This is a genomic window from Pseudomonadota bacterium (assembly GCA_039033415.1).
GTDB lineage: Bacteria > Pseudomonadota > Gammaproteobacteria > Xanthomonadales > SZUA-38 > JANQOZ01.
The window spans coordinates 29104-55929 of record JBCCCR010000014.1 but is presented as its reverse complement, the minus strand read 5'-3'; the positions used below and the strand labels follow the sequence as shown (position 1 = coordinate 55929).

General features: G+C 65.0%; 5 protein-coding genes. All 5 read left to right on the top strand.

The genetic code is table 11. The annotated features are described in order from the left end of the window. Positions 1–138 precede the first annotated feature (138 nt). Positions 139–13371, top strand: a complete 13233-nt coding sequence (locus AAF358_12950) for a beta-propeller fold lactonase family protein (GenBank protein ID MEM7706461.1) — start codon at positions 139–141, stop codon at positions 13369–13371. Next, positions 13368–14348, top strand: a complete 981-nt coding sequence (locus AAF358_12945; protein MEM7706460.1) for a peptidyl-prolyl cis-trans isomerase — start codon at positions 13368–13370, stop codon at positions 14346–14348. Before AAF358_12950 ends, AAF358_12945 begins: the two co-directional genes overlap by 4 nt. A 77-nt stretch (positions 14349–14425) precedes the next feature. Then, a complete protein-coding gene (locus AAF358_12940; GenBank protein ID MEM7706459.1) occupies positions 14426–16162 on the top strand; it encodes a hypothetical protein in 1737 nt (578 codons plus the stop codon). A gap of 17 nt (positions 16163–16179) precedes the next feature. Then, the gene (locus tag AAF358_12935; GenBank protein ID MEM7706458.1) at positions 16180–24408 is read left to right on the top strand and encodes a hypothetical protein; all 8229 of its coding nucleotides are present in this window, start codon (positions 16180–16182) and stop codon (positions 24406–24408) included. Positions 24409–24410: 2 nt separating this feature from the next. Then, positions 24411–26684 (top strand): beta-propeller fold lactonase family protein, encoded by a 2274-nt coding sequence (locus tag AAF358_12930; GenBank protein MEM7706457.1) that lies wholly within the window; start codon positions 24411–24413, stop codon positions 26682–26684. Positions 26685–26826 lie beyond the last annotated feature (142 nt).

The window sequence follows — 26826 nt, the reverse complement described above, 5'->3', positions numbered from 1 at the left end:
CGGCTTGGGGGGCAATCACAATTAGTGAAAGCACCAGCCGAGGTCGCCGGACTCCGGGGGGCCTGTACATCGATGATGTGCGGGTAAATGGAGCCGGTGAAACGCGGCGTCAAAAGCATGTTGGCTATGGAAAAGCGTATGCGTTTAAGGGTGTTTTGTAGCGCGTTTGCAGCGCTGTGGGTGCTGTCGTCTCCGGCAGCTTGGGCTCAGGTCAATACCACCACGTCGCTAGACACTGCGCCAGCTTCGCCGGTGGTTGGACAAACGGTCACCTTCTCGGGAACCGTCTCGCCGGCTTCTGGGTCGACAACGCCCACCGGTTCGGTGGCGGTCACCTTTACCGTCGGCGGTGGTGCAATCTGCACCGACGCGGCGCTCGACGCCGGCGGCAACTATTCCTGCACCGAATCGTTTTCCTCCGCTCAGGCCGGAACATCCGTCACGGCGACCTTTGCGCCGGCTGACTCGATGGCGTTCAACGCAAGTTCGACGACCGGCAGCCTGACGGTCGCTGCGGCCGACACGACCCTGGCGGTGCTGGCCGGTTCGCTCGCCATCGACAGCCAGTTCAACACGCCCTTTGCGGCCAGCTTTTCGCTGACCGTTGACTCACCCGGGTCCGGCTCGCCGTCCGGTACGGTGACGCTCACCTGGGGCAGCGACACCTGCCAGGCCACGCTGCCGGCGACAAGCTGCAACATCACCCCCACCGCAATTGGTACCAACAACGTGACCGCCAGCTACGCGGGAGACGGTGATTTCATTGGGTCTACCGACTCAACGGGGATAGCTCACACGGTGACGCGCGCTGACACGACGCTGACCGTGCTGTCCGGCACACTCGGGACCGACTCTTTTGCCCTGAACCCGTTTGCGGCGAGCTTCAGTCTGACGACCACGCCGCCCAGCGCCGCCCCGGCCACGGGCTCGGTGGTGCTGAGCTGGGGCAGCGATTCCTGTACCGCCACGCTGCCGGCGACCAGCTGTAACATCACCCCCACCGCACTCGGTTCGCAGAACGTGACGGCGGTCTATGCCGCCAACGGGAACTTCAACGGCTCGAGCGATACCACCGGCGTCAGCCACGACGTGGTGGCCGCCAATACCTCCACCACCGTGACGCTGCCGGGGACCGCCACGGCTAACGCGGCGCTGACGGTGACGGTGACGGTCGCTTCGACCAACGGCAACCAGACGCCGGGCGGCACCGTAAACGTGTCCGGCGCCGGAGACACCTGTGTTGTAACGCTCAGCGGCGGCACCGGAACCTGCCAGATCACCCCAACTGCCACCGGCGAGATCACCGTGACCGGTAGCTACCCCGGCGACAGTCTGCACAACGCCAGCGCCGGCAACGACACCGTGACGGTGGACCGCGGCGTCAACGTCAGCATCACCAAAGACAATGGCGTGGCCAATCTGAGCCCGAACCAGCCCACCGCCTACGATCTCGTTGTCACCCATGAAGTGCCGGCCGGCGGCGCAAGCGGTCTCGGTGCTATTCGGGTGATCGTTGATGACTCAATTCCCGCGGCCCTGGATAAGGACACGCTCGAGTGTCCGGCCGCCGTGGACCCGGAAGACCCCTGCTGGTCTTACTGCCCGGGGATACCCACCGACCCCGCCACCGACTACACGATCAGCAACTGCCCGGTCGCACTCGTGGAAGGCAGCGGCGATATCGACGGGGAGATCATCGAGCTTGCCGAGGGCAGCTCCACAACCATCGTGATCAACGCTCGGGTGGACGCCGGCTTCACGTCGGGCTCGATCAGCAACACCGCGACGGTAACCTTGGACTCGGCTGAGACCTTCACGATCACCGACATCACCCCGGGGGACAACACCTCAACCGATACGGACCCGGTCGGAACCGGTACCGACCTGCAGGTGGTGAAAGACGACGGGGTCACCTCAGCGATTCCCGGCACGGAACACACCTACACCATCACCGTGTCCAACGTGGGTTTTGTCGGCGCCAACGGCATCCAGGTCGACGACACGTTCCCGATTTTCAACGGCACGTCGGTTACCGCAGGCTTTGTCGCCGGCACCATCAGCTGGCAGTGTGAGGCCACCAACGGCGCCTGCTGTCTGAGTAACGGCAGCAACGAACAGTGTGGCCTCAGCGGACCCACCGACCCGGTGGTCGACGACGTCATCGACCGGCTGGTGGATATGCCGTCCAACTCGACGCTGACCTTCACCGCCACCGGAACGCTGGCGGCCACGGCCACAGGCACGCTGTCCAATACGGCTACCGGTACGCTGCCGGTCGGCACCAACGATTTTGACACCGGCAACAACACCAGCACCGACAACAACACCGTGCTGTCGCCGGTGGCCAATCTGCGCATCAGCAAGATCGCGCTGCCCGTTACCCAGGCCTCACCGAGTGACCCGTTCCAGCTCAGCTATGACATTGTGGTCACCAACGACGGTCCGAGCTTTGCGGCCGGTGTCGCCGTTTCCGACCCCTTTGATCTGTCGACCGATTTTCTGGCCAACACCGTCAGCTGGACCTGTGTGATTCAGGGCGCCGCGCCCAGCGCCTGTGGTGCACCCAGCGCAACCGGGGTCGGCGATCTGACCGCCACCGTTGATCTGGCGCCGGGCGACGCGGCGGTTTTCGCCGTGCAGATTCAGGTCGACTCTGCAGCCCAGGGTCAGATCAACAACACGGCCAGCGTCAGCTGGGCGGGTGGCACCGATCCGACGCCCGGCGACAACGACGCCGACGCGACGGCGCGCCTCACGGGCTCAGCGGTGCTGTCGGTGTTCAACTCGGACGGGCTGACCAGCGGCGTCCCGGGTGAAGAGGTGACCTACACGGTGCAGGTGTCCAATGCGGGACCCGATACCGTCTTCGGCGCCCGCGTCATCGATTTCTTCCCGGCGGAGGTTGAGGCGGTGAGCTGGAGCTGTGATGCCACCACGCCGATCCCCGGCGACCTCAGCGTGCTGGATTTCTACAGCGATGGACTGAACCTGGGTGATCCGACCAGCCTGACCGTCAGCCCGGACGGCGCGCATGTCTACGCCACCGCCGCGTCGGCCAGCTCGCTGGTCGCCTATACCCGGTTCAACGTGCCTGGCCCGAACTTTGGCCGGCTTACGCCGCTGCAGGTGGAGCTGGACGGTGTGTCCAGCACCGGCTCCGCGGCTGACCTTGTGGAAGGGCTGGAGGGCGCAAGCGCCGTGGTGGTCTCACCGGATGGCCGGCACGTCTACGGCGCCGGCGCGGTGGACGGCGGCATCGCCATCTTTCTGCGCAACACCCTGTCGGGCAGCCCCGACTTTGGCCGGCTCGACTACGGGACCGACTTCACCGACGCCCTGCTGGCCGGGGTCAGCGACCTTGTCATCAGTCCGGACGGCGAGCAGCTCTACGCGATCACCAACGGCGCTGTTGTGGTGATCAGCCGCGATTCCGGCAGCGGTACGCTGACGCTGCTGACCAGCTACGCGGCGCCGGCCGGCGCCGACCCGCGTCTGGTCATATCCGCGGACGGCAGCCATCTGTATCACGTCGCCGGAACCAGCCTGCGCAGCTGGTCCCGGGATACCGACTCGGTATCCGGTACCTTTGGTGAGCTGAGCCAGATCGGCGCCGACCTGACGCTGAGCGCCGGTGGGACCGACGTCACGATCAGCGGTGACGGCGCGCACGTGTATACCGCACAGGGCAGCGCGATCAGCGCCTTTTCGCGGGTGGCTCAGTCCGGCGTCCTGACCCTGATCACTTCTTACAGTGCGCCGGCTAGCATCGGCGGCGCCAACGGCATTGCGGTGAGTCCGGATGGAGAGCACGCGATCGTCACCGCAGGGGCTTCTGACGCGGTGCTGGTATTCCGGCGCGGCGCGGCGGGCACCCTGACGTTCGAGCAGGAGCTGATCAACGGCAGTGGCTCACCGGCCATCGGCGGGATCGGCGCGCCGGCCTCGCCGGTCTTCGGGCCGGAAGGCCAACATGTGCTGGTCACCAGCGCCATGGACGTCGGCGGCCCCGCGCCGGCGATCACGGTGCTCAATCGGCGCGCCCCCGATCCGCTATTCGCGCTGATCGAGGTGGAGGAAAACGGCGTCGATGACCCGGCCGACACCGGCCCGGCGGTGAGTGGTCTCAACGGCGCTAGCGCGGTGGCAGTCAGCCCCGATCGCAGTCACGTTTACGTCGCCGGTCTGGGGGATGACGCCGTCAGCGTCTTCGCCAGAGACCCAGACTCCGGCGTCAGCGCCGGCACTGAGGGTCGCCATATGGACTTCATTGCCAGCTACGGTGCCGCCACCGGCATCAGCGACATGGAAGAGCCCACGGATATCGTGCTTAGCAGCGACGGCGCGTTCCTGTTTGTCGCCAGCCAGGTGTCCAACTCGATCAACGTCTTTAGCCGGGACAACAACTCGGCGTCCGGCACGTTCGGTGAGCTAACGCACCTGCCTGCGCTCACGCAGATCGATGGCGCCGGCGCGGACGGCCTGCTGGGCGTCACGGGCCTGGCCCTGGCGGTGGGTGATGAACACCTCTACAGCGCGGGTCGGTTCGATGGCGCGATCGGGCTATTTGATTTTGATCCGAGCGCCCCGTCCCTGACGTTCCGCGAGGTCAGTGCCAACGGCATCGACGGCGTGGTTTCGCTGGCCGGGGTCTTTGATCTGGTCGTCGCCCCGAGCGGGTCCCACGTCGTCGCGATCTCGGCCGAAGATGACTCGGTTGTCGTGTTTGAGCGAGACATCACGCCGATCGGGGCCGACCGCGGCAGCCTGACTTTCCAGCAGGCGCTGCCGCTGGACACCAACAGCCAGCCGCTGGGTCTGGACATCAGCCGCGACGGCGAGCACGTCTATGTCGCGGCGCAAACCAACAGCACGCTCTACGCGCTGGCTCGCGACACGCTGGACAGCAGCCCAACCTTCGGCGACGTACGGCTGATCGATACCTACGTCGACGGTCAGGACGGCATCGACGGCATCGGCGGTGCCCGCGCGGTGGCCGTGAACCGCGACGGCAGCCGGGTTTACGTCGGTGCTGAGAACGCCGGCGCGGTCGCAATCTTCGGCCGTAACCCGGACAGCAACAGCGCCAACTTCGGTTTCCTGGATCTGCTGGACGTGCGCCAGCAGGGCGTGGACGGCGTCTCCGGCCTGGTGCAGGTCTACGACGTTGCCGTCAGCGGCGACGGGCGGCACACCTACGCGGCAGCGCTCGACTCCAACGCGCTCACCGCCTTTGCGCTGGGCATTGGCTCGAGCTGTACCGCGGTCGGCTCCGGCAATATCGACGATACCGTCACCATCGGTGCCAACGGCTCGGTCACCTACACCGCCGTGGCGAGCCTTCGCTCCGACGCGGTGTTCGGCAATACCCAGTGCCTGACCGAAAGTGGTGTCACGCCCGCCGCCAACCCTGCGGCGCTCTGCAACGTGGCGACCGTGGAACTGCCGGAAGGCTTTGATGACCCGGACGAGGCGGTCGACCAGGACAACCAGGTAACCGACAACGACACGGTCCTGAACCCACGGGCGGACCTGGTGGTGACCAAGACCGATAGCCAGGTCTCAGCCATCGCCGGCGAGGCGCTCACCTATACGGTGTCGGTGGTGAACCAGGGCCCGAGTGACGCGATCAACGGGTCGCCGAGCGCCGTGACCATCAGTGATGATCTCGACGACGTGCTGTTCGATCCGGCGAGCATCACCTGGAGCTGCGACGCCGTGGGGTCGGGTGCGGTCAGCTTTGTCGACGCGGAGTTCGACGAAACAAGCGGCGTGACCACGCTGGACGGCGCCAGCGCGGTGGCCACCGGGGCAGATCCTGACGGTGTCGCCGGGCCGCTCGGCGAATATGTGTACGTGGCGAGCGTCCTGGATTCGAGCCTGACGGTCTTTGAGCGCGATCCGCTCAGCCAGCTGCTGACCGAAGTGGCCAGCGTTGATTCCAGCACCGTCGCCGGCCTGGGCGGCGCCCGCGATGTGGTTGTTACCGCGGACGGACGCTATGTGTATGTCGCCGGTCAGAGCTCAGACTCGATCGTCGCCTTTGAGGTGGTCGACGGCGGCGGCGGCACGCTGCAGCTCAATCTGATCGACACGGAAAGCGCCACCACCGGCACCCCGAGCCTCAATCAGCCCGTGGCCCTCGCGCTCTCTCCGGGCGAGGACAACGTGTACGTGGCCGCCGCCAACTCGAGCGCCGTGGTGGTGCTCGCGCGCGACAGCGACTTCGGCACGCTGAGTTTTGTCGAGGATGAACTTGACGGCGCGGATGATCCCACCGATTTGGGCGCGGCCGTGTCGGGTCAGGCGGGCGCCAGCGACGTCGTGGTTTCCGCTGACGGGGCACACGTATACGTGGCGGGCGCAGCGTCGGGCGCCGTGGTGATCTACGACCGCGATGGCGGCGGCGGCGCGCTTTCGTTTGCCGGCGCGTTGACCAGCGCGCTGGCGGGCTACGACCTGACGGGCGTGGCGTCGCTGGTATCCTCCAGCAACGGCGAACAGATCTATGTGGCGATTGCCGACCTCAACGCTGTGGCGGTGCTGCAGCGCAACAACTCCAGTGCGTCCAACGACTTTGGCCAGCTGACACCGGACCAGCTGATCCAGCAGGGTGACGCCGGCGTGTTTGGCCTCGCCCGACCTAACAGCCTGGCCGTATCGCTCGACGCGTTCCACGTCTACGGCACCGCGGGTCAAAGCAATACGCTGTTCTTCTTCAACCGCGACCGCGCTACGGGCCGCCTGAGCTTCGGCGGCGTGGCGCAGGACGGCGCGCTTGGCGCTGACGGCCTGGCGGGCGCGTCCGGCGTGGCGGTCACGCTCGACGGCAGCGCGGTTCTGACGGCGGCATCGCAGGATGACGCGGTGGCCTCATTCAGCCGCACGCAGGACTCGAGCTGTCAGGAGTCGGGAGCGGGTGATCTCGTTAATCTGCCGATTAACCTGGCGGCCGGCGGTCAGCTCACGTTCACCATCGACGTCAACGTCAGCGCCGCGGCCACGGGCGCACAGCTGACCAATACGGCCACGGTGTCGGCCTCCATCGACGACGCGACGGGCAACAACAGCGCCACCGACACCACGCTGCTGAATCCGGAGGCCGACCTGTCGATCACCAAGAGCGACGGTCGGGCTGAGTTCGACGGGCTTGCCGGGGCCCTGAGCGTCACGGTGGCGGAGTCGGTTGGTGGATCCCACGTTTACGTCGCCGGCGCCAGCGAGGCGGCGATTGCCATCCTGCGCCGCGAGAGTGACGGCGGCTCACCCGAATTCGGCGAACTGAGCTTTGCCGGTGTTGCCGCCAACGGCGTGGACGGCATCGCGGGCCTGACCGACGTGCGCGAGGTTGCGGCGGCGGCTGACGGCGCCAACGTCTACACTGTGGCGTTTGTCGACAACGTGCTGAACGTGTTCGCTCGCGATGAGGCCAGCGGCGCGCTTAGCTCGGTCCAGGTGCTCACCGACGGCGTGGCCGGCATCAGCGGCATGAACGGGCCCACCGCACTGGCGCTGGCGCCCGATCAGGGGCATGTCTATGTGACCGGCGCCAACGTGGATTCGCTGGCCATCTTCAGCCGCGAGACGTCGGGCGCTAACGTCGGTCAGCTGACCTTTGTCGGGTCGGTTCAGAACGGGGCCGACAGCGTCACCGGGATGGACGAGCCGGTGGACGTGGTGGTCAGCGCTGACGATATGCACGTGTACGTGGCCGGTAAGAGCGGCAGCTCCATCGTGGCATTCAGCCGCAACCCGAATCCGGGCAGCAGCCAGTACGGCCAGCTGACCTATGTGGCCACCTATACCGACCAGGCGGTCGGCATCGACGGCATCGCTGGCGTCGACCGGCTGGCGCTGACCGACGACGGGGCTTACCTGTATGCCCTCGGGCCGGACGATCAGTCGGTTGCGGTGTTCGCTCGCAACAGCGGTGACGGCACGCTGGCCTTCGTCTCGCGCAATCAGGACGGCATCGGCGGCGTCACGGGTCTCGCAGCGGGCGGGGATCTGCTGACGGTTGACGACACCTATCTGTACATCGCGTCCCGCAGCGGCGCGGCGGTGCTGCGTTTCGACATCAACGTCGACGGCACGCTGACCGGCTTCACGCGGGTACGCGACGGCGACGCGAGCAGCCAGCCGGGTGTGGTGGTGAGCGGTCTGGCCGGTGCGGCCGGGCTGGCCGTCGACGCGGGCGCCAATCAGCTTTACGTCGCCGGCGCGCAGGCTAATGCGATCAGCGGCTTCCAGCGGGATGCCGTCGACGGGTCGCTCGATTTTGCGCAGAGTTTTGTCGACGGCCGCGGCGGCGTAGCACCGGGTGATACGGTTGAGTACACCATCGAGGTGTCCAACGCCGGGCCCAGCGACGTTGTTCAGGCCATTGTGACGGACGCCTTCCCTGGCGAGTTTGAGGACGTTCGCTGGTTCTGCGAAGCGGAGATCGGCGCTGAATGTCGCCTGGACTGCCTGCCGCCGGACTTTTGCCCCGGCAATATCAACGAACCGGTCAACCTTGAGGTTGGCACACGCGTGGTCTTTACCGCCTTTGGCACGGTGCGTCCGGGTGAAACCGGCACGCTGAGCAACACGGCCACGGTGACCGCGCCGGCTGGTGTCAGCGATCCAAATCCCGACAACAACACCGCCACCGACAGCGATACGCTGCTGTCGCCGCTGAGTGATCTTCTGATTTCGCAGTCGGTGCTGCCGGCTAACCCGGTGCCCGGACAGCCGGTCACGCTGACGATCAGCGCCACGAGCGCGGGGCCGTCGTTCGCGCGGCAAAACCGCGTGACCAGCCTGATCCCTGAGGCGCTGACCGATATCGCCTGGGCCTGTGTGGCAAGCCCCGTACCGGGCTTGCTTGACCTGGTCGACAGCTATAGCAGCGGCCTGTCGGGTGACCCGGACGCGATTGTGGCTACCGTCATCTCGCCGGATCGCAATAACCTATACGCGCTGGCCCGCGACGGCGCGACGAGCGTTATCCTGCAGTACGAGCGCAACGCCAGTGACGGCACCCTCAGCGCCGTGCCGACGGCTTACGTGAATGGGCAGAGTGGCATCGACGGGATCGGTGGCGCCAGCGGGGCGGTCTTCAGCGCCGACGGTATGTTCCTTTATGTCGCCGCTTCCGAGGATGACTCGGTCGCCGTGTTCTCCCGAGATACGACGACAGGCGACCTGACGTTTGTCGAGCGTCAGCTCGACGGTCTCAACGGCGTCGTGGGTCTCGGCGGCGCGATCGACGTGATCCTGTCGCCCAACGAGCAGCAGCTTTACGCGGCCGGCAGTGACGATGACGCCATTGTGGTGTTCGATCGGGCCGCTGACGGCACGCTGACGTTCCAGTCGGTGATTCGTCAGACTCAGGCTGGCGTGGACGGTCTCAACGGCGTACGCGCTCTGGCCGCCACGCAGGACGGGCGGTTTGTTTACGCGGCCGGTGAGCTGAACGATGCTATCGGCGTGTTTGCGCGCGAGCTGGCGGACGGTGATCTGTCCTTCTCCAGCACGCTCCAGAACTTCCAGCTCGGCGCGGACGTGCTGGCCGCGCCGACGGATCTGGCGCTGTCGCCCGACGAGGCTTTCTTGGTCGTAGCTGGGTCGGGCAGCGATGCGGTCGGCGTATTTGCGCGAGATGCCGACACCGGCGAGGTAGCCCTGGTCTCCAGCGTCATCAACGGCGCGGGCGGCATCACCGGGTTGGCTCAGCCGCAGTCGCTTGAATTTGCCCGCGACGGGTCGGTGCTCTACGTGGCCGCCGCCGGCAGCGAGACCGTGACCGGCCTGCGCTTCGATGCCGGCGTGCTGTCGCTGATCGAGACCTACGACACCACCGACTTCCCGACGCTGAGTGGTTTGACGGCCCTGACTGTCAGCAGCGACAGCGGCTTCCTGATCCTGGCGGCGGGCAATGGTCCGGACCTGACGGTGCTGGGTGTGGCCGACGGGTCTACCTGCACCGATGCGGGCACCGGCAGCATCTCGGACGTGGTGGATCTATCGGTCGACGGCAGCGTGGTTTATACGGTCAGCGCCGTGGTCGGGTCTTCGGCTCGTGGGCTGCTCGATCTGACCAGCGAGATTGTTCCCGGGCCCACCGTGGAAGATCCCGATGTGGCCAACAACAACGCCACGTTTGCGCCGCCGCCGGATCTCATCCCGACTACCGAGCTCTCGACCACCAAAACGGACGGTCTCGAGCGTGTTGTGGCCGGCCAGGCCGTGTCTTACGACATGACCGTCAGCAACGCCGGGATCAGCGACGCAATTGGTATCGCGGTCAGCGACGCGCCCCCCGTCTTTCCGACGCAGACGGCAGGACTGATTGAATCCTCCATCGCCTGGTCCTGCACGCCGGCCGCGCCATTGGGCACGGCTGCGGTCATCATGTCTTCCGCTGAGCCCGGCCTCGCTGGCGCCAAGGCGCTGGCGATCACCGCGAGCGGCGAAACGCTGTTTGTCGCGGGCGGTGATCAGTCGGTGATCAGCTTCAGCGTGGCGGGCGATGGTTCGCTGACGCCGCTGGAGAAACTCAGCGATGGTGACAGTGTCACCGGCGGCACGATCAGCGGCATGACCGATCCGGCGGCGCTGGCCGTCAGCCCGGACGATCGTTTCCTCTACGTCGCTGGCGGCACCGATGACGCGATTGTCGTGTTTGCCATCGGCGCAGGTGGAGTGCTGACCTATCAGGAAACGCTGCTGCGCGCGGCAGCACCCGGCCTGGACGGCCCGGCGGCGCTGGTGTTTTCGCCCGACGGCGGCCAGCTCTACGCCGTGGCGACCGACGGTGACGCCGTGGTCGTTCTGGCGATTGACGGCATCACCGGGGGCTTAAGCTTTGTCGATCGCGAGCGCGACGGCTTTGGGACGATTCCCGAAGTGAACGTAATCGCCGGCGCTGCCGATCTCGTGATCTCACCTGACGGCCGCTTTGTCTACGTGGCGGGCGCTGACGGTGATTCGCTGGCGGTCTTTGAGCGCAGCAGCCAGAACGGCGCCCTGGACTACGTGTCGGTGCTGCGCCAGGGTGACGGCCAGGTCGGCGGTCCCGGGACCCCGACCCTCGTTGCTGGCCTGACTGACGTCACGTCCCTGACCCTCAGCCCGGGCGGCGCCTACCTGTACGCGGGCAGCCCAACCGAGGCCGTGGTTGCGGTTTTTGCGCTGGACAGCGAAACCGGTGCTCCCACGTTGCTCGACACGATTGGCGATGCCACCACCCCCGGCGTGACCATGGCCGGTCTGACCCAGCTGCAGCAGGCTGACGGCAGCGAGCTGCTGCTGGCGCTGGCGCCCGCGGGTGACGCGGTGCTGGCCTACCGGCGCAGCTGGGACACCGGGCTGTTGGTGCCGGTCGGCGAGCTGGCGGCAGGTGGCCAGGGCTTTACGGCCTCGGTCAACCGGCCGGGTTCTGACCAGCTTTACGCGCTCGGCGCCGCTGACCAGACGCTGACGACCTTGTCTCTGCAGCCCTACGCCACCTGCGACAGCTTTGCCGGCACCGGCAGCGGCTTTGCCCAGACGATGACCCTGACCAACGGGGCGGCCGCGAGCTTCAACCTGCAGGCGCTAGTCGATCCGCGGGCCCGGGGCGTGCTCACCAACACGCTGACGGCCGCGATCGAAGGCAACGCGCTGGACAGCAACCTGCTGGACAACAACGCGACTGACCTCACGATCATCGACGTGGAAACTGATCTCAGCATCACGAAGGCGGTTCAGCCGTCAACCGTCAACGCCGGTGAGACGGTGGCCTTCACCATCACCGTCAGCAACGCTGGACCGAGCGCCGCGCTCGGGGCGAGCGTCTCTGACCTGTTTGATCCTGCGTTTGCCAACATCAGCTGGACCTGTACGCCCGGACCCGAGGCGGCTTGCCCGGCGAGCGGCACCGGCGATATCAGCGCCAGCGTGGACATTCCGGTCGACGGCGAGGTGGTGTTCAGCGTGAACGCAACCGTCCTGCCCTCGGTGCTGGGTGAGGTGAGCAACACCGCCCAGGTGCTGACTGAGGAGCCGGCCGCTCCGGCTGCGGTCACCGATCCCAATTTGGACAACAACTTGGCGACGGCGCTGCTGACCGTCGAGTCCTCCGCCGACATCAGCGTCAACAAGTCGCTGAGCGGCGGCGCGCCGCTTGCCGGCACTGACGTGAATTACATTGTCGTCGTGGAGAACCTGGGGCCGAGCGATGCCCAGGCGCCGGTGAACGTTGTGGACCTGCTGCCGGCCCAGCTCGTTGACGGCAGCTGGACCTGTATCGCCTTCAATGGCGCGGCCTGTGAAACCTCAGGTACCGGCTCGATCGACGAAGACGTCACCCTGCCCGCTGGCGCGCGGGTCGAGTTCGCGCTCCGGGCGGCGCTGCCTTCGAACGTGTCAGAAGGCTTTAACTTGATCAACGACGCGCTGGCAACGTTGCCGCCGCCGAGCACCGATCCGGATGAGGCCAATAACGCCGACAGTGCCGAGGCTGCGGTTACCACGCAGGCTGACCTGTCGCTGAGCAAGACCGCTGCCCGTGCCGTCCTCGATCCGGCTGGCTCACCGGGCACGAATCGCTACACGCTGACCGTCAGCAACGCCGGGCCTTCCGACGCGGTGGGCGTGCAGCTGACCGACGCGGTGCCGGCCGAGATTACCGGTATCTTCAACGACAGCTGCGGCGGCAGTGGAACCCTTCCGTACAGCTGCGATATCGGCACGTTGGCGGCCGGCGCCAGCGCCAGCGTCAGCTTCGATGTGCGCTACGACGCCAACGCGCTGGGGCTGGTCACCAATACCGGCACCGCCGCGGCAATCACGCCCGATCCGATCGGCGCCAACAACACGGCGTCCGCGGATGTGGAGCTGGTCAGTGGCCCCGATCTGGCGGTGACGATCGATGACGGCGAGGTGGGTGCCCTGCCGGGCAACCGCCTGACGTACACGGTGGAAGTACGGAATATCGGATCCGCGGATGCGCTGGGCGTCGGGCTGACGGTGCCGGTACCCAGCGAGCTGCTCGAAGTGACCTGGCGCTGTCTGCAGGCGATCTGCCCGGCTACTGACGGTGTCGGCAGCATCGACGAAACGCTGGATCTCGCTGCCGGTGAACGGGTGGTCTTCGAGATCGAAGCGCGCGTTGATCCGGCGCTCGATCCGGTTGCGGTCCCGCAGGTGACGGTCACGGCCACCGCCGACTTTGCCGGGGATATCGATCAGTCGAACAATACGGCGTCCGATATCAACCTGATGCTGGAAATCATCTTCCGTGATGGCTTCGAGGCGCTGGTGGTTGGCCTCAAGTCGGCCTGGGCTACGGCAAGCGCCAACGCCCGCGGCTGGCTGGCGGCGGCAGCGCTACCGGAGCGCGACGCATGAAGCGCCTGGCTGTAAGTATTGCGGCAGCGGCCCTGCTGGCCGGGGGCGCCTACTATCTTGTCAGCAGCAAGCCTCCAGCTCCCGAGCTGCCGCCGGAAGTGCTGGCGCAGGTGGGTGACCGGATCATCACGCGGCAGGCGTTTGTCGACGAGATGGCGCTGCGCGGCGGTCAACGTGCCGGCTATTTCCAAACGCCCGTCCAGCGTCGGGCGCTGCTCGACGCAATGATCGAACATGAGCGGATGCTCCAGGCGGCGCTCGACGCCGGGGTAGACGAGCGCCCCGAGGTGAAGCGTGCGGTGCAGCGCATCCTTGTGGATCGCTATCGCGATGAGCTGCTCGAAAGGCGCTACGAACAACTGACGATCAGCGACGCTGAGCTCGAGCGTTACTACGCCAAGAACGCAGACAAATACAGCCGGCCCGAGCGCCGCCGCGCCGCACTGGTCCAGGTGTCGGTAGCGGCTAACGCGACAGACGAGGCGCGCGAAAAGGCCCGGCAGCGGATCGAGCAGGCGGCCGCCGCCGCGCAGGCGCTGGGCCCAGAGGTCCAGCACTTCGGCAACGTCGCTCGCCAGTTTTCTGACGACCGGGCCACCCGCTACACCGGCGGCGTTATCGGCTGGCTGACGCCTGGCCGAAGCAGCCGCTACAAGTGGGACGAGGCGGTGATTGAAACGCTGTTTTCGATGCAGGAGCCCGGGCAGATTTCGCCGGTCATTGAGACCCAAGACGGACTCTACATTGCCCGGCTGGTGGCACTTGAGGCGGGCGGTGCCCGCCCCCTGGAAGACGTTGCTGAGGGTATCCGGATTGCGCTGCTTCGCGAAAAGCGCGAACAGGTTAAGGAAGCACTGTTTTCCAATCAGGGCCTGGATGCCTACGTCAATGAAGGCCTGCTGGCGGAGATCGAGCCGCTGGCTGGCACTGCGGCGGACCCGAGAGAGCCGCCCGCCATGCCTCGATCGAGTCGTTAACGCAACACCAGGGAACGGATGTTATTGCCGGCACGAAGCCGGAACGGAAGGTAGAAATGATCAGGTTGAACGCCTATTTGAATCGCGCATTACTGCTGCTCGGACTCGTCGCTCTTGCCGGCGGGGCCCAAGGCCAGGCGCGCTTTACCCAGACTTTTGAACTACAGCCTGGCTGGAACGCCGTATATCTGGAGGTCCTCCCGGATCAGCCCGATATGGAGGCGGCACTCGCCGGCACGCCGGTGGCCAGCGTCTGGCGTTTTATCCCCGACCGTCCAGGGCTGGATTACATCCAGGACCCCTCGGAGGGGCTGATGAACGTCGAAGGGTGGTTTGGCTACTTTCCGGAGCCCCGGCCTGAAGCGTTTCTGAGCAACCTGTATACCTTGACCGCCAACGTCGCCTATCTGATCGACCTGGACAGCGATACGCCGGTTACCTGGAGCGTGACCGGCAAGCCCGTGATCCGATCCCGCGCCTGGGCCGCTGACGCGTTTACGCTCACCGGTTTCGAGGTGGACCCCGCCAGTCCGCTGACCTTTGGCGAATATTTCGAAGCCTCCTCCGCCCACCAGAATCAGCCGATCTTCGCGCTCAGCAGTCAGGGCAACTGGGAAGAAGTCACCGACCCGGCCAACACCTTTATCGATTCCGGTCGTGCCTACTGGGTGTTCAGCGAGGGTCCGTCCGCCTTTCAAGGTCCTTTCCAGGTTTCGGTCGATCAGGATGGTGAACTTGAATACAGCTCTGCGGTCAGTCAGCAGACCGTCGCGATCGAAAATGAAAACGCGGTCGCAACCGACATTACGGTACGCACGGTCTCTACCGGTACGATGCCGCTGGCCTTCGAACAGATCGACCCCGACACCAGCGAGGTCGCCTGGCCGGCGCTGCCGCCATCGCTGGATCTGCCGATCGGGGCCGGCGGCGACCTGCTGCTGAACCTCGGCGTTCGGCGCAACCAGTTCACCGATACCCGGATGGAAGAGATCCTCGAAATCAGCAACGGCATGGGTATCCGCCGCTTGCTGTTTGTCGGCGCCAACACCCTGCAGCCGGTCATTCCCGCAGCGGCCTTGAAGCAAGCCGGCCTCCAGCAGAAGGGTGGTGGCGTGAACGAGTTTGCCGGCCTTTGGGTCGGGTCAGCGCGCGTCAACCAGGTGAGCGAATCTCAGCTGGCCGGCACCACACCGCTGGCGGCGGGCTCCAACTTCCCGATTCGGCTGATTGTGCACATCGACGGTCTGGGAACCGTTCGGCTCTTAAAGGAGGTCATCGTGCTGTTTGAAGAGGGCACCATGGAGCCCTCAACCGTGAATCCGGCTTTTATGACCGACGCCACGCCCGGTCGCTACGTGCTGGTGACGGACGACAACCTGATCGCTAACTTCACCGGCGCCAAGACGCGGGCCGGGATCCCGGTGGGGATTCGCTACAGCACGGTCAGCTTCGATTTTATGGAGCAGTTCATCGAGCTGCCCGGGTCGTTCGATCCGGACGGCAGCTTCAGCGGCCAGATCGTGATCAACTCCGATGACCCGATCAATCCGTTTAAACACAGATTCCATCCGGACCACGACAACCTGGACGCCCAGTTCTTGAACCCATTGACCGAGGCGCCCCAGATTACCCGCGATTTTTCGCTGAGCTTTTCCTCGGATGACCCCAGCAACCAGAACCTTCCGGAATACGGCAGCAGCATCGTTTCCGGCGTGTTTTCTGAGGCGATTTCCGGGCTGCACCGCAACACCATTTTTGTGGAAGGGCCCTTCAGACTTGAAAAAGTCTCCAACGTATCGGTGTTGAATCAATGAGGCGCCGGAGCATGATCATGGAACGACAGCAATCCCTTTTCTCCGCCTTTACGCGGACGTTGGCAGCCACTCTGGCGCTATGGATCAGCGCCGGCGGCATCGCCTGGGCGCAGTGGCCCACCGGGGGCGGCAGCTCGCTCGCCGACCAGGCGATCGACGTCAAGGTGGGCCCGAGCGGCGACATTTACGTGGTGGGTAACTTCCAGGGTCTAACCGACTTTGGTGGTGAAATCCTTACCTCCGAGAACTCCCTGGATGACGTAATCGTCGCCAAGATCAGTCAGGGCGGCACGCTGCAGTGGGCCCAGGCGGCCGGCGGCAGCTCAGCCGTTCGCGCCCGGGCTTTGGCAATTGATGGCGCCGAAAACGTCTATCTTGTCGGTGAGTTTTTTGGGGATGCGCTGATCGGCGGGACCCTGCTGCGGTCCGGCACGGGCGGCACGGGCGATCCGAACACCCGCGACGGTTTTGTCGCCAAGCTCGACAGCTCCGGACAGTTTGAGTGGGCCCGCGCCTTTGGTGGCGACCTGGACGACAGCATCTCCTCAGTCGGCGTTGTGCCGGGCACCAACTCGACTATTCCTCCCGTACCCGACGCCGTGATTGTCGCCGGCTCCTACGTCTGTAGCGCCAGCTACACCGGCGGCACAATCTCGAGCACCAACGCCTGTTTCACGGCTGAAGACCAGTTCGAAAACATGTTCGTTGCGCACCTGTCACCCACCGGCACCTGGGAGACCGTGGTTGATCGCGGTGGCGCCAGCTCCAACCTTGAGCGGATTAACCACATGAGCGTGGCCGGTGACGGGCGCGCGTTTATTGCCGGCCGGTATGCGGGCCCCGGCGATACCATCACGGCCACCGAAACCTTTGCCAGCATCGGCGGCGTGCCCAGCGGCTGGACCACGACCAACGGTACCCGGTCAGGCGTGGGCGACGCGTTTGGTCGCCGGATGCTCTTCCTCCGTCACGGTCGAGTCGACGTGCAGTCACCGGTTTACAACCTCCAGGGACTCGAATTTGCCAGCCTCGACTTCTTAGCGCAGCGCGGCAGCGACTCAGCCGGCAGCGAGCAGCCGGACTCAGGTGAAAACCTGCGCGTTGACTACCTCGCTTCCGACGGTAGCTACAAATTCCTCGTCGAGTTCCCCGGCAACGGGACGCCCGGGCAGGTTGTGAATAACGTCACCGCAGACCGGATTTTCCTGCCGGACGACGCCTTTCATGCCGGCTTCCGGGTGCGCTTTCGTTTGCTGACCGCCAGCGGCTCCGACTTCGACTACTGGCACGTCGACGACTTTGCCGTCTCCGCGCGCGGCGCCGGCACCAGCTTCGTGTCGGTCGTCAACGACACGGCGGGCAGCCCCGCCTTCAGCGATATCACCAACCTGCCGGAAGGTCTTGAGGTCAACGATGTTGAGCTGAGCCCGGACACGTCCCGCCTGATCCTGGCGGCCGAGACCAGCGCCGCGGTCACCTATTGCCAGTCCACCGCGCTGGCGGACGCCTCGTTTGTGGCCTCACTCAACGGTGCCACGCTGAACTGTGAGTGGAGCAAGTCCGCGCCCTCGAGCCGGGCGCTGGGCGTCGCGGCGGTGGCTGACGGCGGCACCTTCCGCGTTTATGCCACCGGCCAGTTCCGAGGTACCACGGTCTTCACCACCGATCCGTTGATCGATGGCTCGCTGACCTCTACCGACGCCGCCTGCGGCGACGTCTACGTAGCCGGCCTCGACGGCAGTAACGGCTCGTGGCTGTGGGTGACGGGCGGCGATACGTACGACGTCACCGACGGTGTGCCCGGCCGCGCGGGTGGCAGCCAGTGTGACGCGGGTGTGGCCATCGACGGCCGCGATGCGTCAAACCTCTATGTGACCGGTGAGATCACCGGGTTTGCCGTCTTTGGCGAAGCGCAGTCGATCGAAAGCCTGGGCGACACCGATGCGTTTGTCGGCAACCTGTCGACCGACGGGGTTTGGTTCCAGCGCAGCTCCTGGACGGTGGGTGTGCCGGTGCCTCCGCCACCGGACGCCAAGGTCGACGACCTGACTTTCCAGCCTGACTTCTTCATCGACGGTGAGCCGGTCGACGCGCTGGGGGGCAACCTCTTTTACTGGGCGCCGCCGATCACCGGCCTCGACGCGCGACTGATCCCGTTGCAGGACATCGAAAACATCGAGATTCGCTGGCGCAAGCAGGGGCTGCCGCTCCAGGATGATGACCGCACGCCGAGCCAGGGCTCGGTGCAGTGGCCGGTCGACCCGTGCACGGACGCCAGCTTCGCCGACTGCCTGCAGATCCACGTGGCGGGGTCTCCCGTTGAAGCGGAGCCGGCGGACAACTCGTTCACCTTCCTGCGAATCGTCACCCCCAACTCAAGGCCCAACGACGCCACCGTCAACACCGGTCTGTTCGAAGCCACCACCACCGGCTTTTCGTCCCTGATCTACGTGCGGGGTCCGGAGCCGCAGGATACGACGTTCGAGGGAGTTGTTCAGGTGGTGCGAACGGTGCCCCCGGCGGCTGCCCAGCTGTTTGAGGGAGGCGTCCCGGCGGAGATCGGTCAGCCGATTACCGACCCCTATCACAACGAGCTGGGTCGCACCGGCTACGTGCTCAATGAAAACGCGTTTTACGACGGCGTTGGTCCCAACGCGGCTTACGACCGTGCCGGCCGGACCGGCGCGGTGATTCCGGTGAACCGGAGCCTGACCACCCGGTCCCAGGACGCCACCAAAGAGCTGGTGGTGAGCTGGTACCGGCGCAAAGCCATGGGAGTTTTCTGGCCCGAGAAGCCGGTCAGCTACGAACCGTTTTGGCCGCTCGACGCCGACCTGATTGTGGTGGCCAGCGAGCGGGGCGGCGAGGCGTTTGGCCAGCAGCCGCTCGATCCGCTGGTGTTTGAGAACACCCAGGTTTATCAGCAGCCCGACGTAAATCTGCCGGGCTACAACCCGAACGACGAGCACGCGTTTTTTGCGCCATCGTCCACTGGCACCGGCCTGCAGGCGATCTTTGCGCTGCGCAGCGACTTCGGCTCGCAGCTGGCCGGCGACGTCAATGCCGCTTCTGACCCCTATGTGCTGGTCAAATACTTCGACAGCGGCGCCAACGCCCAGCGTTTCCGTGTTTACCAGGTGCTTGCTACCGGCGCGGGGTTCAACAACTTCCGCTTCTCCGGCACCGCAGCCACCACGGTCGCGCCCCCTTATCCAGTCAGTCTGCTGCCGGGCTGCGCACAAACTAATGTTGTGGGTCAGGCGGCCACCGATCCTCAGCCGCCTCCGCCGTTTTTCATGGACTACACCAACCAGCTCTGGAGCTCGTCTGCCGGCAGCGGTGCGGTCCGCTTTTTCTATCCGACCCAGGCAGGCTTTTTCTTTGACCTGGACAACAACGACGAAAACGATATCGACACCGGCGACTGCGTGCCCTGGCTGGCCCGTTTGCCCGAGGCACTGGGCGGCAGCAGCAATCCGAATGACCCGATCCTGGTCAGCTACGACATCACCTGGCCCGATAACCCGCCGCAGCTGATTCCCGGCGAAACGCTTCTGGAACCCAAGCGCGGCCTGCCCGACATCGTTAACCAGGCGGCGGTGCAGATCGCCTTCGACGAGATCCGCGACGCGTCTGCCACGCCGGCGCCAGCCAACGCGCTGGCGCAGCTGATCGATCCGCTGAATCCGCGCACGGTTGACCTGGCCGCGCTGCCGGCGGGGATCGCCAGTGAGCTCAACACCAGCGGCCAGCGCATCATCCTTGGCAACGTCTCCGGCACGCTGAAGCTGCCGGCGTCCATCCGACAGCGCCTGTCGTTTGACCCGCTCAACGGCCGGCTGTCGTTCGCCGGCGTGTTCGACGCAACCGGCGCGGGTGAGCCGCTGCTGTTGCTCAACGTCATGAGCTTCCGCGATCGGGATATCCTGCTGTCGCTCGACAGCGACTCCGGCTGGCAGCAGGCGGTGCAGGACCTGTTTCGACTGACTCGCAACCCGCAGGGCATCCAGCAGATCTGCGAAGCCAGCTCGATCAACGAAAGCAACGAGCGTGTCTGCAGCGCGGTGCGCTCGGTCACCGATTCCGACGTGCTGATCGGCCAGCAGGACAGCAACGGCGACGGCATCTTGGAGCAATTTACGGCGACCGGCGTGAGCCCGGCGCTGACCGCCGGCTTTTCCCAGGGAAGCGGCTTCCTGACGCTCGCCTTCAACAACGATCCGGGCCTGACCCCGCTGCCGGTTAGCCTGCAGGTGATTCGGATTGACTGCCTGCAGTCACCGCCACCGCCGGTGGACCCGGCGGACGCTGATATTTTTAGCACCTATCAGGGCCAGATCCAGATCATCTCGCCGGACAACATCTTCGATGAGCAGCTGGTGCTGCGCCACAGCGGCGACTTTGGTGGAAACCCGGATGCGCTCGAGTTTGAATGGTTCTTCCAGCCGGATCTCGATGGCACGCCGCCTTTCCCGCTGCCAGACACTGACGCTGGTCAGCTCAACGGCTGGATCCAGTTTCCCGTGGATAACCCGATGGGTGCGGTGGAAATCAGCATCGAAGGGGCCAACATCCAGACGCTGTCTGACAACTGGTACATCGCCCGCTATCGCGGACTGCCCAATTGCGGCAACCAGACCGAGTTCAGCATCTTCGCCGGCCAGCCCGGCGCCACGCCGCTGGAGCCCCGTGCCCAGCTGGCCGAAGGCTGGGTCAAGCGGGTTGTCTCCCGCTTAAATCCGTTTGAGGCCCGGGTGCAGAACTTTGCCCAGGCAGCGACCAACAACTTTGCCAGTATGCTGATCCAGCTCGGCGAGCGTTACGAGGGCGATATCGCGCTCAACAACGACCCCGATAACCTGAACGGTATCGGCCTGATTGAGGCCTACACCACAGTGATGCGGCGCGCGATCTCGCTGTCTTCGGGGGCAACCCCGCCCGTGGACTTCGGCCCGGCCAACAACGCCGTGCTGCTGGTGGCCTCCCGAATCGTCGACTTCTACACGCTGCTGGGTAACGAGGCCTACGCTGACGCCCAGGATCCGGCGATTGGTGTCGACGTGAATCGGCCGCCCTATTTCACGCTCGCGCCGGCGATCTTCAACTTCCAGAACCAGCTCAGCAGCGTGCTGGAAGAGGAGCTGGTTCTGCTGCGCGGGCGCGACGATTCGGGTGGTCCGGTGGCGGCCAACCCGGTCTATAACCGCCTGTTCTGGAACTTCACAACCGGTGAGGGTGAGGTGGCGTACGCGCTGTCGTACAACATCTCCGACCAGAACAACGACGGCGTGCTCGACGAGTTTGATGCGCGAATTCAGTTCCCGCAGGGCCATGGCGACGCATGGGGCCACTACCTGACCGGGCTGGACATCTACTACGACCTGCTGCGGGAGCCGTTTTTCACCTGGGTGCCTCGAGCTGAGGCCGTCACGGTGGCGGGTGTGCCCATCACCGTCGATTTCCAGGACGAGCGGCAGTTCGCCGAAACCGCCGCCGCCAAGGCGCGGGCCGGCGCTGAGATTGTCGATCTGACCTACCGCTCTGCCTACGTCGAAGACCCGGCCGGCCAGTGGCAGGGTTACAAGGACATCGATCCCGATCGAGCCTGGGGCCTCACCGAGTGGGGTCGCCGAGCCGGGCAGGGCGCCTACTTCGATTGGGTGACCGCCACCTCGATCCTGCAGGTTGAGGAGCCGGATCCGACGAAGCAGGGTATTCAGAAGGTCGACCGAAGCACGGTGTCAGAGCTGGCCGAGATCCAGTCGCACCACGCGTCGATTCAGGCGCAGCTCGACGAGGCGGATCAGGGCCTCAATCCGCTGGGCCTGTCGAAAGGTATCGTGCCCTTCGACATCGACCCGTCGCTGGTGGACGCCGGTGAAACCCATTTCGAGCAGATTTATGACCGGGCCTCCACCGCGTTGGATAACGCCGTGCAGGTGTGGGACTTCTCCAACAATCTGAATCGGATGCTGCGCTTCAACGAAAATGAGGTCGAGGATCTGCAGGTGAACTCCGCCGCCCAGGAGCTCGATTTCAACAACCGCTTGATCGAGATCTTCGGCTATCCGTTTGTCGACGACATCGGTCCGGGCGGCACGTACCCGGCGGGTTATGACGGACCCGACCTTTATCACTACATGTACGTGGACGTGAACGCGCTTGAGGGAACGGTCTTCGACTTGAGCGGCAACAACGGAACGCCGCTGAGGCCCGCGACGCTCAATACGTTCAACGGCAACTACTCGCCGATGGTTAACGGCCTGAACTACTTCAACATCTCGGGTGAAGCGGACGATCTGGGCTGTGATGCCACGCCGCTGGAAGACGGTTGCAGTCTGGGTGACCCGGCTGACAACCAGCTGCTGGAGGTGCCGTACACCACCATCGATTCGGACATTGTGGGTTTCGCCTTCACCAAGCCGCCGGAATGGACCGGTCAACGCCGTGCGCCGGGACGCCTCCAGGACGCGCTCAACAAGCTGTTCGAATCGCGGGTGGCCTTGGATCGCGGCCTGCGAGAATACGAGAACCTGCGCCGAGATGTGGCCGACCAGATCGACACGATCGAAGCCACCTTCGACATCCGTCGCGAGCAGATCAGTATCGCCAACAGCGAGCGCCAGGAGCTGCGCGATCTGACCATTGCTGCGGAGGTGCTGAGCAACGCTGCCATCGCCGCCCGGCAGGTGGGGAAGATTATCGACGGCAGCTTCAAGACCGCAGCGACCTGCGTGCCGGGTAACTTCGTCGCGGGACTCGCGGCCGGTGGTGATGTCTTCTCCACCGCGGAGTGCACGGTTCAGGCAGCCGGGGTTTCGGCCACGGGCATTGCGGACGCTATCGGGGACGGGCTGGACATTGCGTCCAACGCCACCTCAGCGGCCAAAGAAGACGTCAGCCAGCAGGCGGCGATCGAGAGCCAGGTGCAGGATGCGCGCCTCGAGCTGTTCAACCTCAAAGGTGAACTCGACGCGCTGCTGCGCCGGGAGCCACTGGCGCGGGCGGAGGTTTTCTCCCGGGCACAGAACGTGCTTGAGATGCAGGGCGCCTACTTCTCAACGCTGGCGGAAGGCCAGCGCACGCTGCAGCAGCTCATCAACTTCCGCAAACTCGGCGCCGCGGCGGTGCAGGAATATCGCTATGAAGATCTGGCTTTCCGGATTTTCCGGAACGATGCCCTCCAGAAATATCGGGCCGCCTTTGATCTGGCAGCCCGCTATGTCTATCTGGCAGCCACGGCCTACGATTATGAGACCAACCTGCTCGGCAGCGATGGCCAGGCGGGTGAAGGATTCCTGACCCAGATTGTGCGCGAGCGAAGCCTCGGGCAGATCATCGGCGGCGCGCCGGTGCCAGGATCCCGCGGCCTGGCGGATCCCATGGGGCGGATGGATGCGAACTTTGAGGTGCTCAAAGGCCAGATGGGTTTCAACAATCCGCAGACCGAAACCAATCGGTTCTCACTGCGGCAGGAGCTTTTCCGCATCGCCGGCGACGACGATGAGGCTGACGCGTCCTGGCGGGCCATCCTGGAAGAAAACCGGGTGGCGAATCTGTTTAATCTGCCGGAGTTTCGCCGCTTCGCCAGGCCCTTTGCGCCGGAGAGCGCCGGGCCGCAGCCAGGCATTGTGATCCGATTCCCGACCACCGTCTCGTTCTCGCTGAACTACTTCGGCAACCCGATCGGGCCGGGAGACAGCGCCTACGACTCGTCAAACTTTGCCACCAAGATCCGGTCGGCCGGCGTCTGGTTTGGCAATTATGAGGGCCTGCCGCTATCGAATACTCCCCGCGTGTATCTGTTCCCCGTGGGAGCTGATGTGCTTCGGGCACCGGCGGCCAACAACTTCTCGACTCGGGAATGGAACATCGTTGACCAGACCATCCCGGTGCCATTCCAGCTGGGTGCCCAGGATCTGGACAGCGCCACCTGGGTGCCCACGGACACCCTGATCGGCAACAGCACCGATATCCGTCGATTCTCGCGCTTCCGTGCCTTCCACTTTGGCGGAGAGTTTGACCCGTCGGAGGTCATCACCGACAGCCGACTGATCGGCCGCTCGGTCTGGAATCGGGAATGGCTGCTGATTATTCCTGGCGAGGCGCTGTTGTTTGACCCGGACGAGGGGCTGGACGTGTTCATCAACGGACAGCTGACACCCGGAGGCGGGGGAACCCGGGACGGCAACGGTATTGACGACATCGCGCTGTTCTTCCAGACCTACGCCTACTCGGGGAACTGATCATGAGAAGACTAAATCACGCGCGGCCCGTAGGCCTCATGTCTCTGCTTTCCCTGCTCCTGCTGGGCCTCGCCCAGCTAGTACAGGCCAGAATCCCAGAGCCCGATCACGTGCTCTACGGCACGGTGACGCTCTTTGGCGCACCGGTCGCCGACGGAACGCCAATCACGCTGGTTTTGGCCGGGCAAAGCGAACCGCTCGTAACCTATAAACTTGGCGATGATCCGACGCTGGAGGGGGTTTACGCTTTGCGCATCCCGATGGACTCGGTCGACCCGCGGGCGCCCAACACGGCTCGGCCGGGGGAGAACGCCCAAATTTTTGTCGCCGGCGAGCTCGCGGCGTCCACCACGGTCGGCGAGGAAGGCACCGCACGACGCCTGGATCTGGATCCAGGCAACCTGACTGGCTTCCCGAACCTGACGCTTGACGACATCACGGTGGTTGAGGGCAACGGCAACGTCCTGTCCAGCGCCTCCGTGCCGGTGCGACTCAGCACAACCGTCAGCGCCATCGTCACCGTCGACTGGCAGACCGCTGACGGCAGTGCGGTTGCCGGCGCCTGCCCTGGTGGGGACTACATTGCGGGCAGCGGTCAGCTGATGATTCCGGCGGGCGAGCTTGAAGGAACCATCTCCGTGGACGTCTGCGGCGACAACGATGTGGAGGGCAACGAGCTCTTCACCGTGAACGTCACCTCAGCCAGCTCAGCCAATATTGCGGACGGCACCGCTGACGTCACCATCATCGGCGACGACGATCTGCCGCTGCTGAGTGTTGATGACATCACCGTGATCGAGCCGACGAGCAACGGTATCGCCACCGCGGACTTCACCGTATCGCTGTCTCGCGTTGCGGCTCAGGAGGTGCGCGTGTCCTACCTCACGCTGCAGCGAACCGCGACGGCTGGGGAAGACTACGTCACGGCCGCGGACATACTGATTATTCCAGCCGGCAACCCAACCGGAACAATCTCCGTGCCCCTGCTGGCGGACGGTTTCGTCGAACCAGACGAGCAGTTCGATCTGGAGCTCACCCTGCCAACCAACGCAATCCTCGTGGACGGCGTCGCGTCAGCAACCATCATCGATCCGGCCTTCAATCCTTCGGTCGATCCGGTAGACACGTTGACCCAGGGACAGAATGGGGTAGACGGCCTGTCCGGAGCGGCCGGCGTACTCGTCAGCCCGGACGGTAACGACGTCTATGTCGCCGGTCGAGCCACCGATACAGTGGGCGCTTTTGGCCGGAGCGCTGATACGGGTGGTCTGGTGTTCTCAACCGCCTACAACACCGGGTCGAGCGGCTTTACGCAGGCGCTCCTCGACGGCGTCTCCGACCTCGCCACAACGCCGGACGGCGCGCTGGTGTTCGCATCAGCCACCAACGACAACGCGGTTTCGGTGCTGAGCCGAAACGCCGGCGGCGTCCTGAGCCTGGCAACGACCACCGATGACCTCGGGCCGATTCCGGGCCTTGACGGTGTCGGCGCGCTGGCCGCATCTTCGGATGGTGCGTCCTTCTACGCTGTGGGTCGGAACGCTGGCGCGATCAACGCCTTCAACGTTGGATCCGGGCCGAACCCGCTGGGCTTTATCCAGTCGCGCAACGACGGTGGTTTGGCCGGTGCCAGCGATGTGGTGATCTCGCCGGACGGTGAGTCTGTTTACGTGAGCGCGTCGCTGGATAACCTGGTGGCGCTGTTCTCGCGCAATACGGTGGATACCGGCGGCGGGGTGGGCCAGCTGACCTTCGTGGAAAACTACCGCGACAACGTCGGCGGCATTACCGGCCTTGCCGGCGCCTCAGCCATGGCGATTTCGCCAGACGGTCGCCACCTGTACGTGGCCGGAGCGACCAACAACAACCTGGTGATCTTCAGTCGAGCCGAAGACGGCGGGCTGACGCTGCAGGAGACCTTGACCGGCGGCAGCGGCGCGCTGTTCTCGATGCTCGGACCTAACGCGGTGGCGATCAGCGCTGACGGCCAGCTGGTTGCCGTCCTCGGCCTGGACGACAACAGCCTGACGTTGTTCAAGCGGCAGGCTAACGCGGAGCAGGCGAACTTTGGCCAGCTGGTGCTGGCGGAAATCCTGCGCGACGGGGATGGGGCCATCACCAACCTGCGCGGTCCGGTGGACGTGAAGTTCAGCCCGGACGATCGCCACATTTACGTCACCAGCAGCGTCGACAACTCGATCCAGGTCTTCCGGCGGGTGTTTGATGACCTGATTATCGAGCGCAGCTTTGAGGTTCCGCCGGCGGCGCCTCAGTAACTCTTGCGGATGCACCGGCGCTTATGCCGGTGCGTCCCGACTACGTTTCTTCTGAATTTGAGGCTTCGTTCCGGCAAAACGGCCGGACAGCCGATTCGCCTGGGTAGTCGATCGCGCGAACTTGCCGGCTGGCGGCTGATTG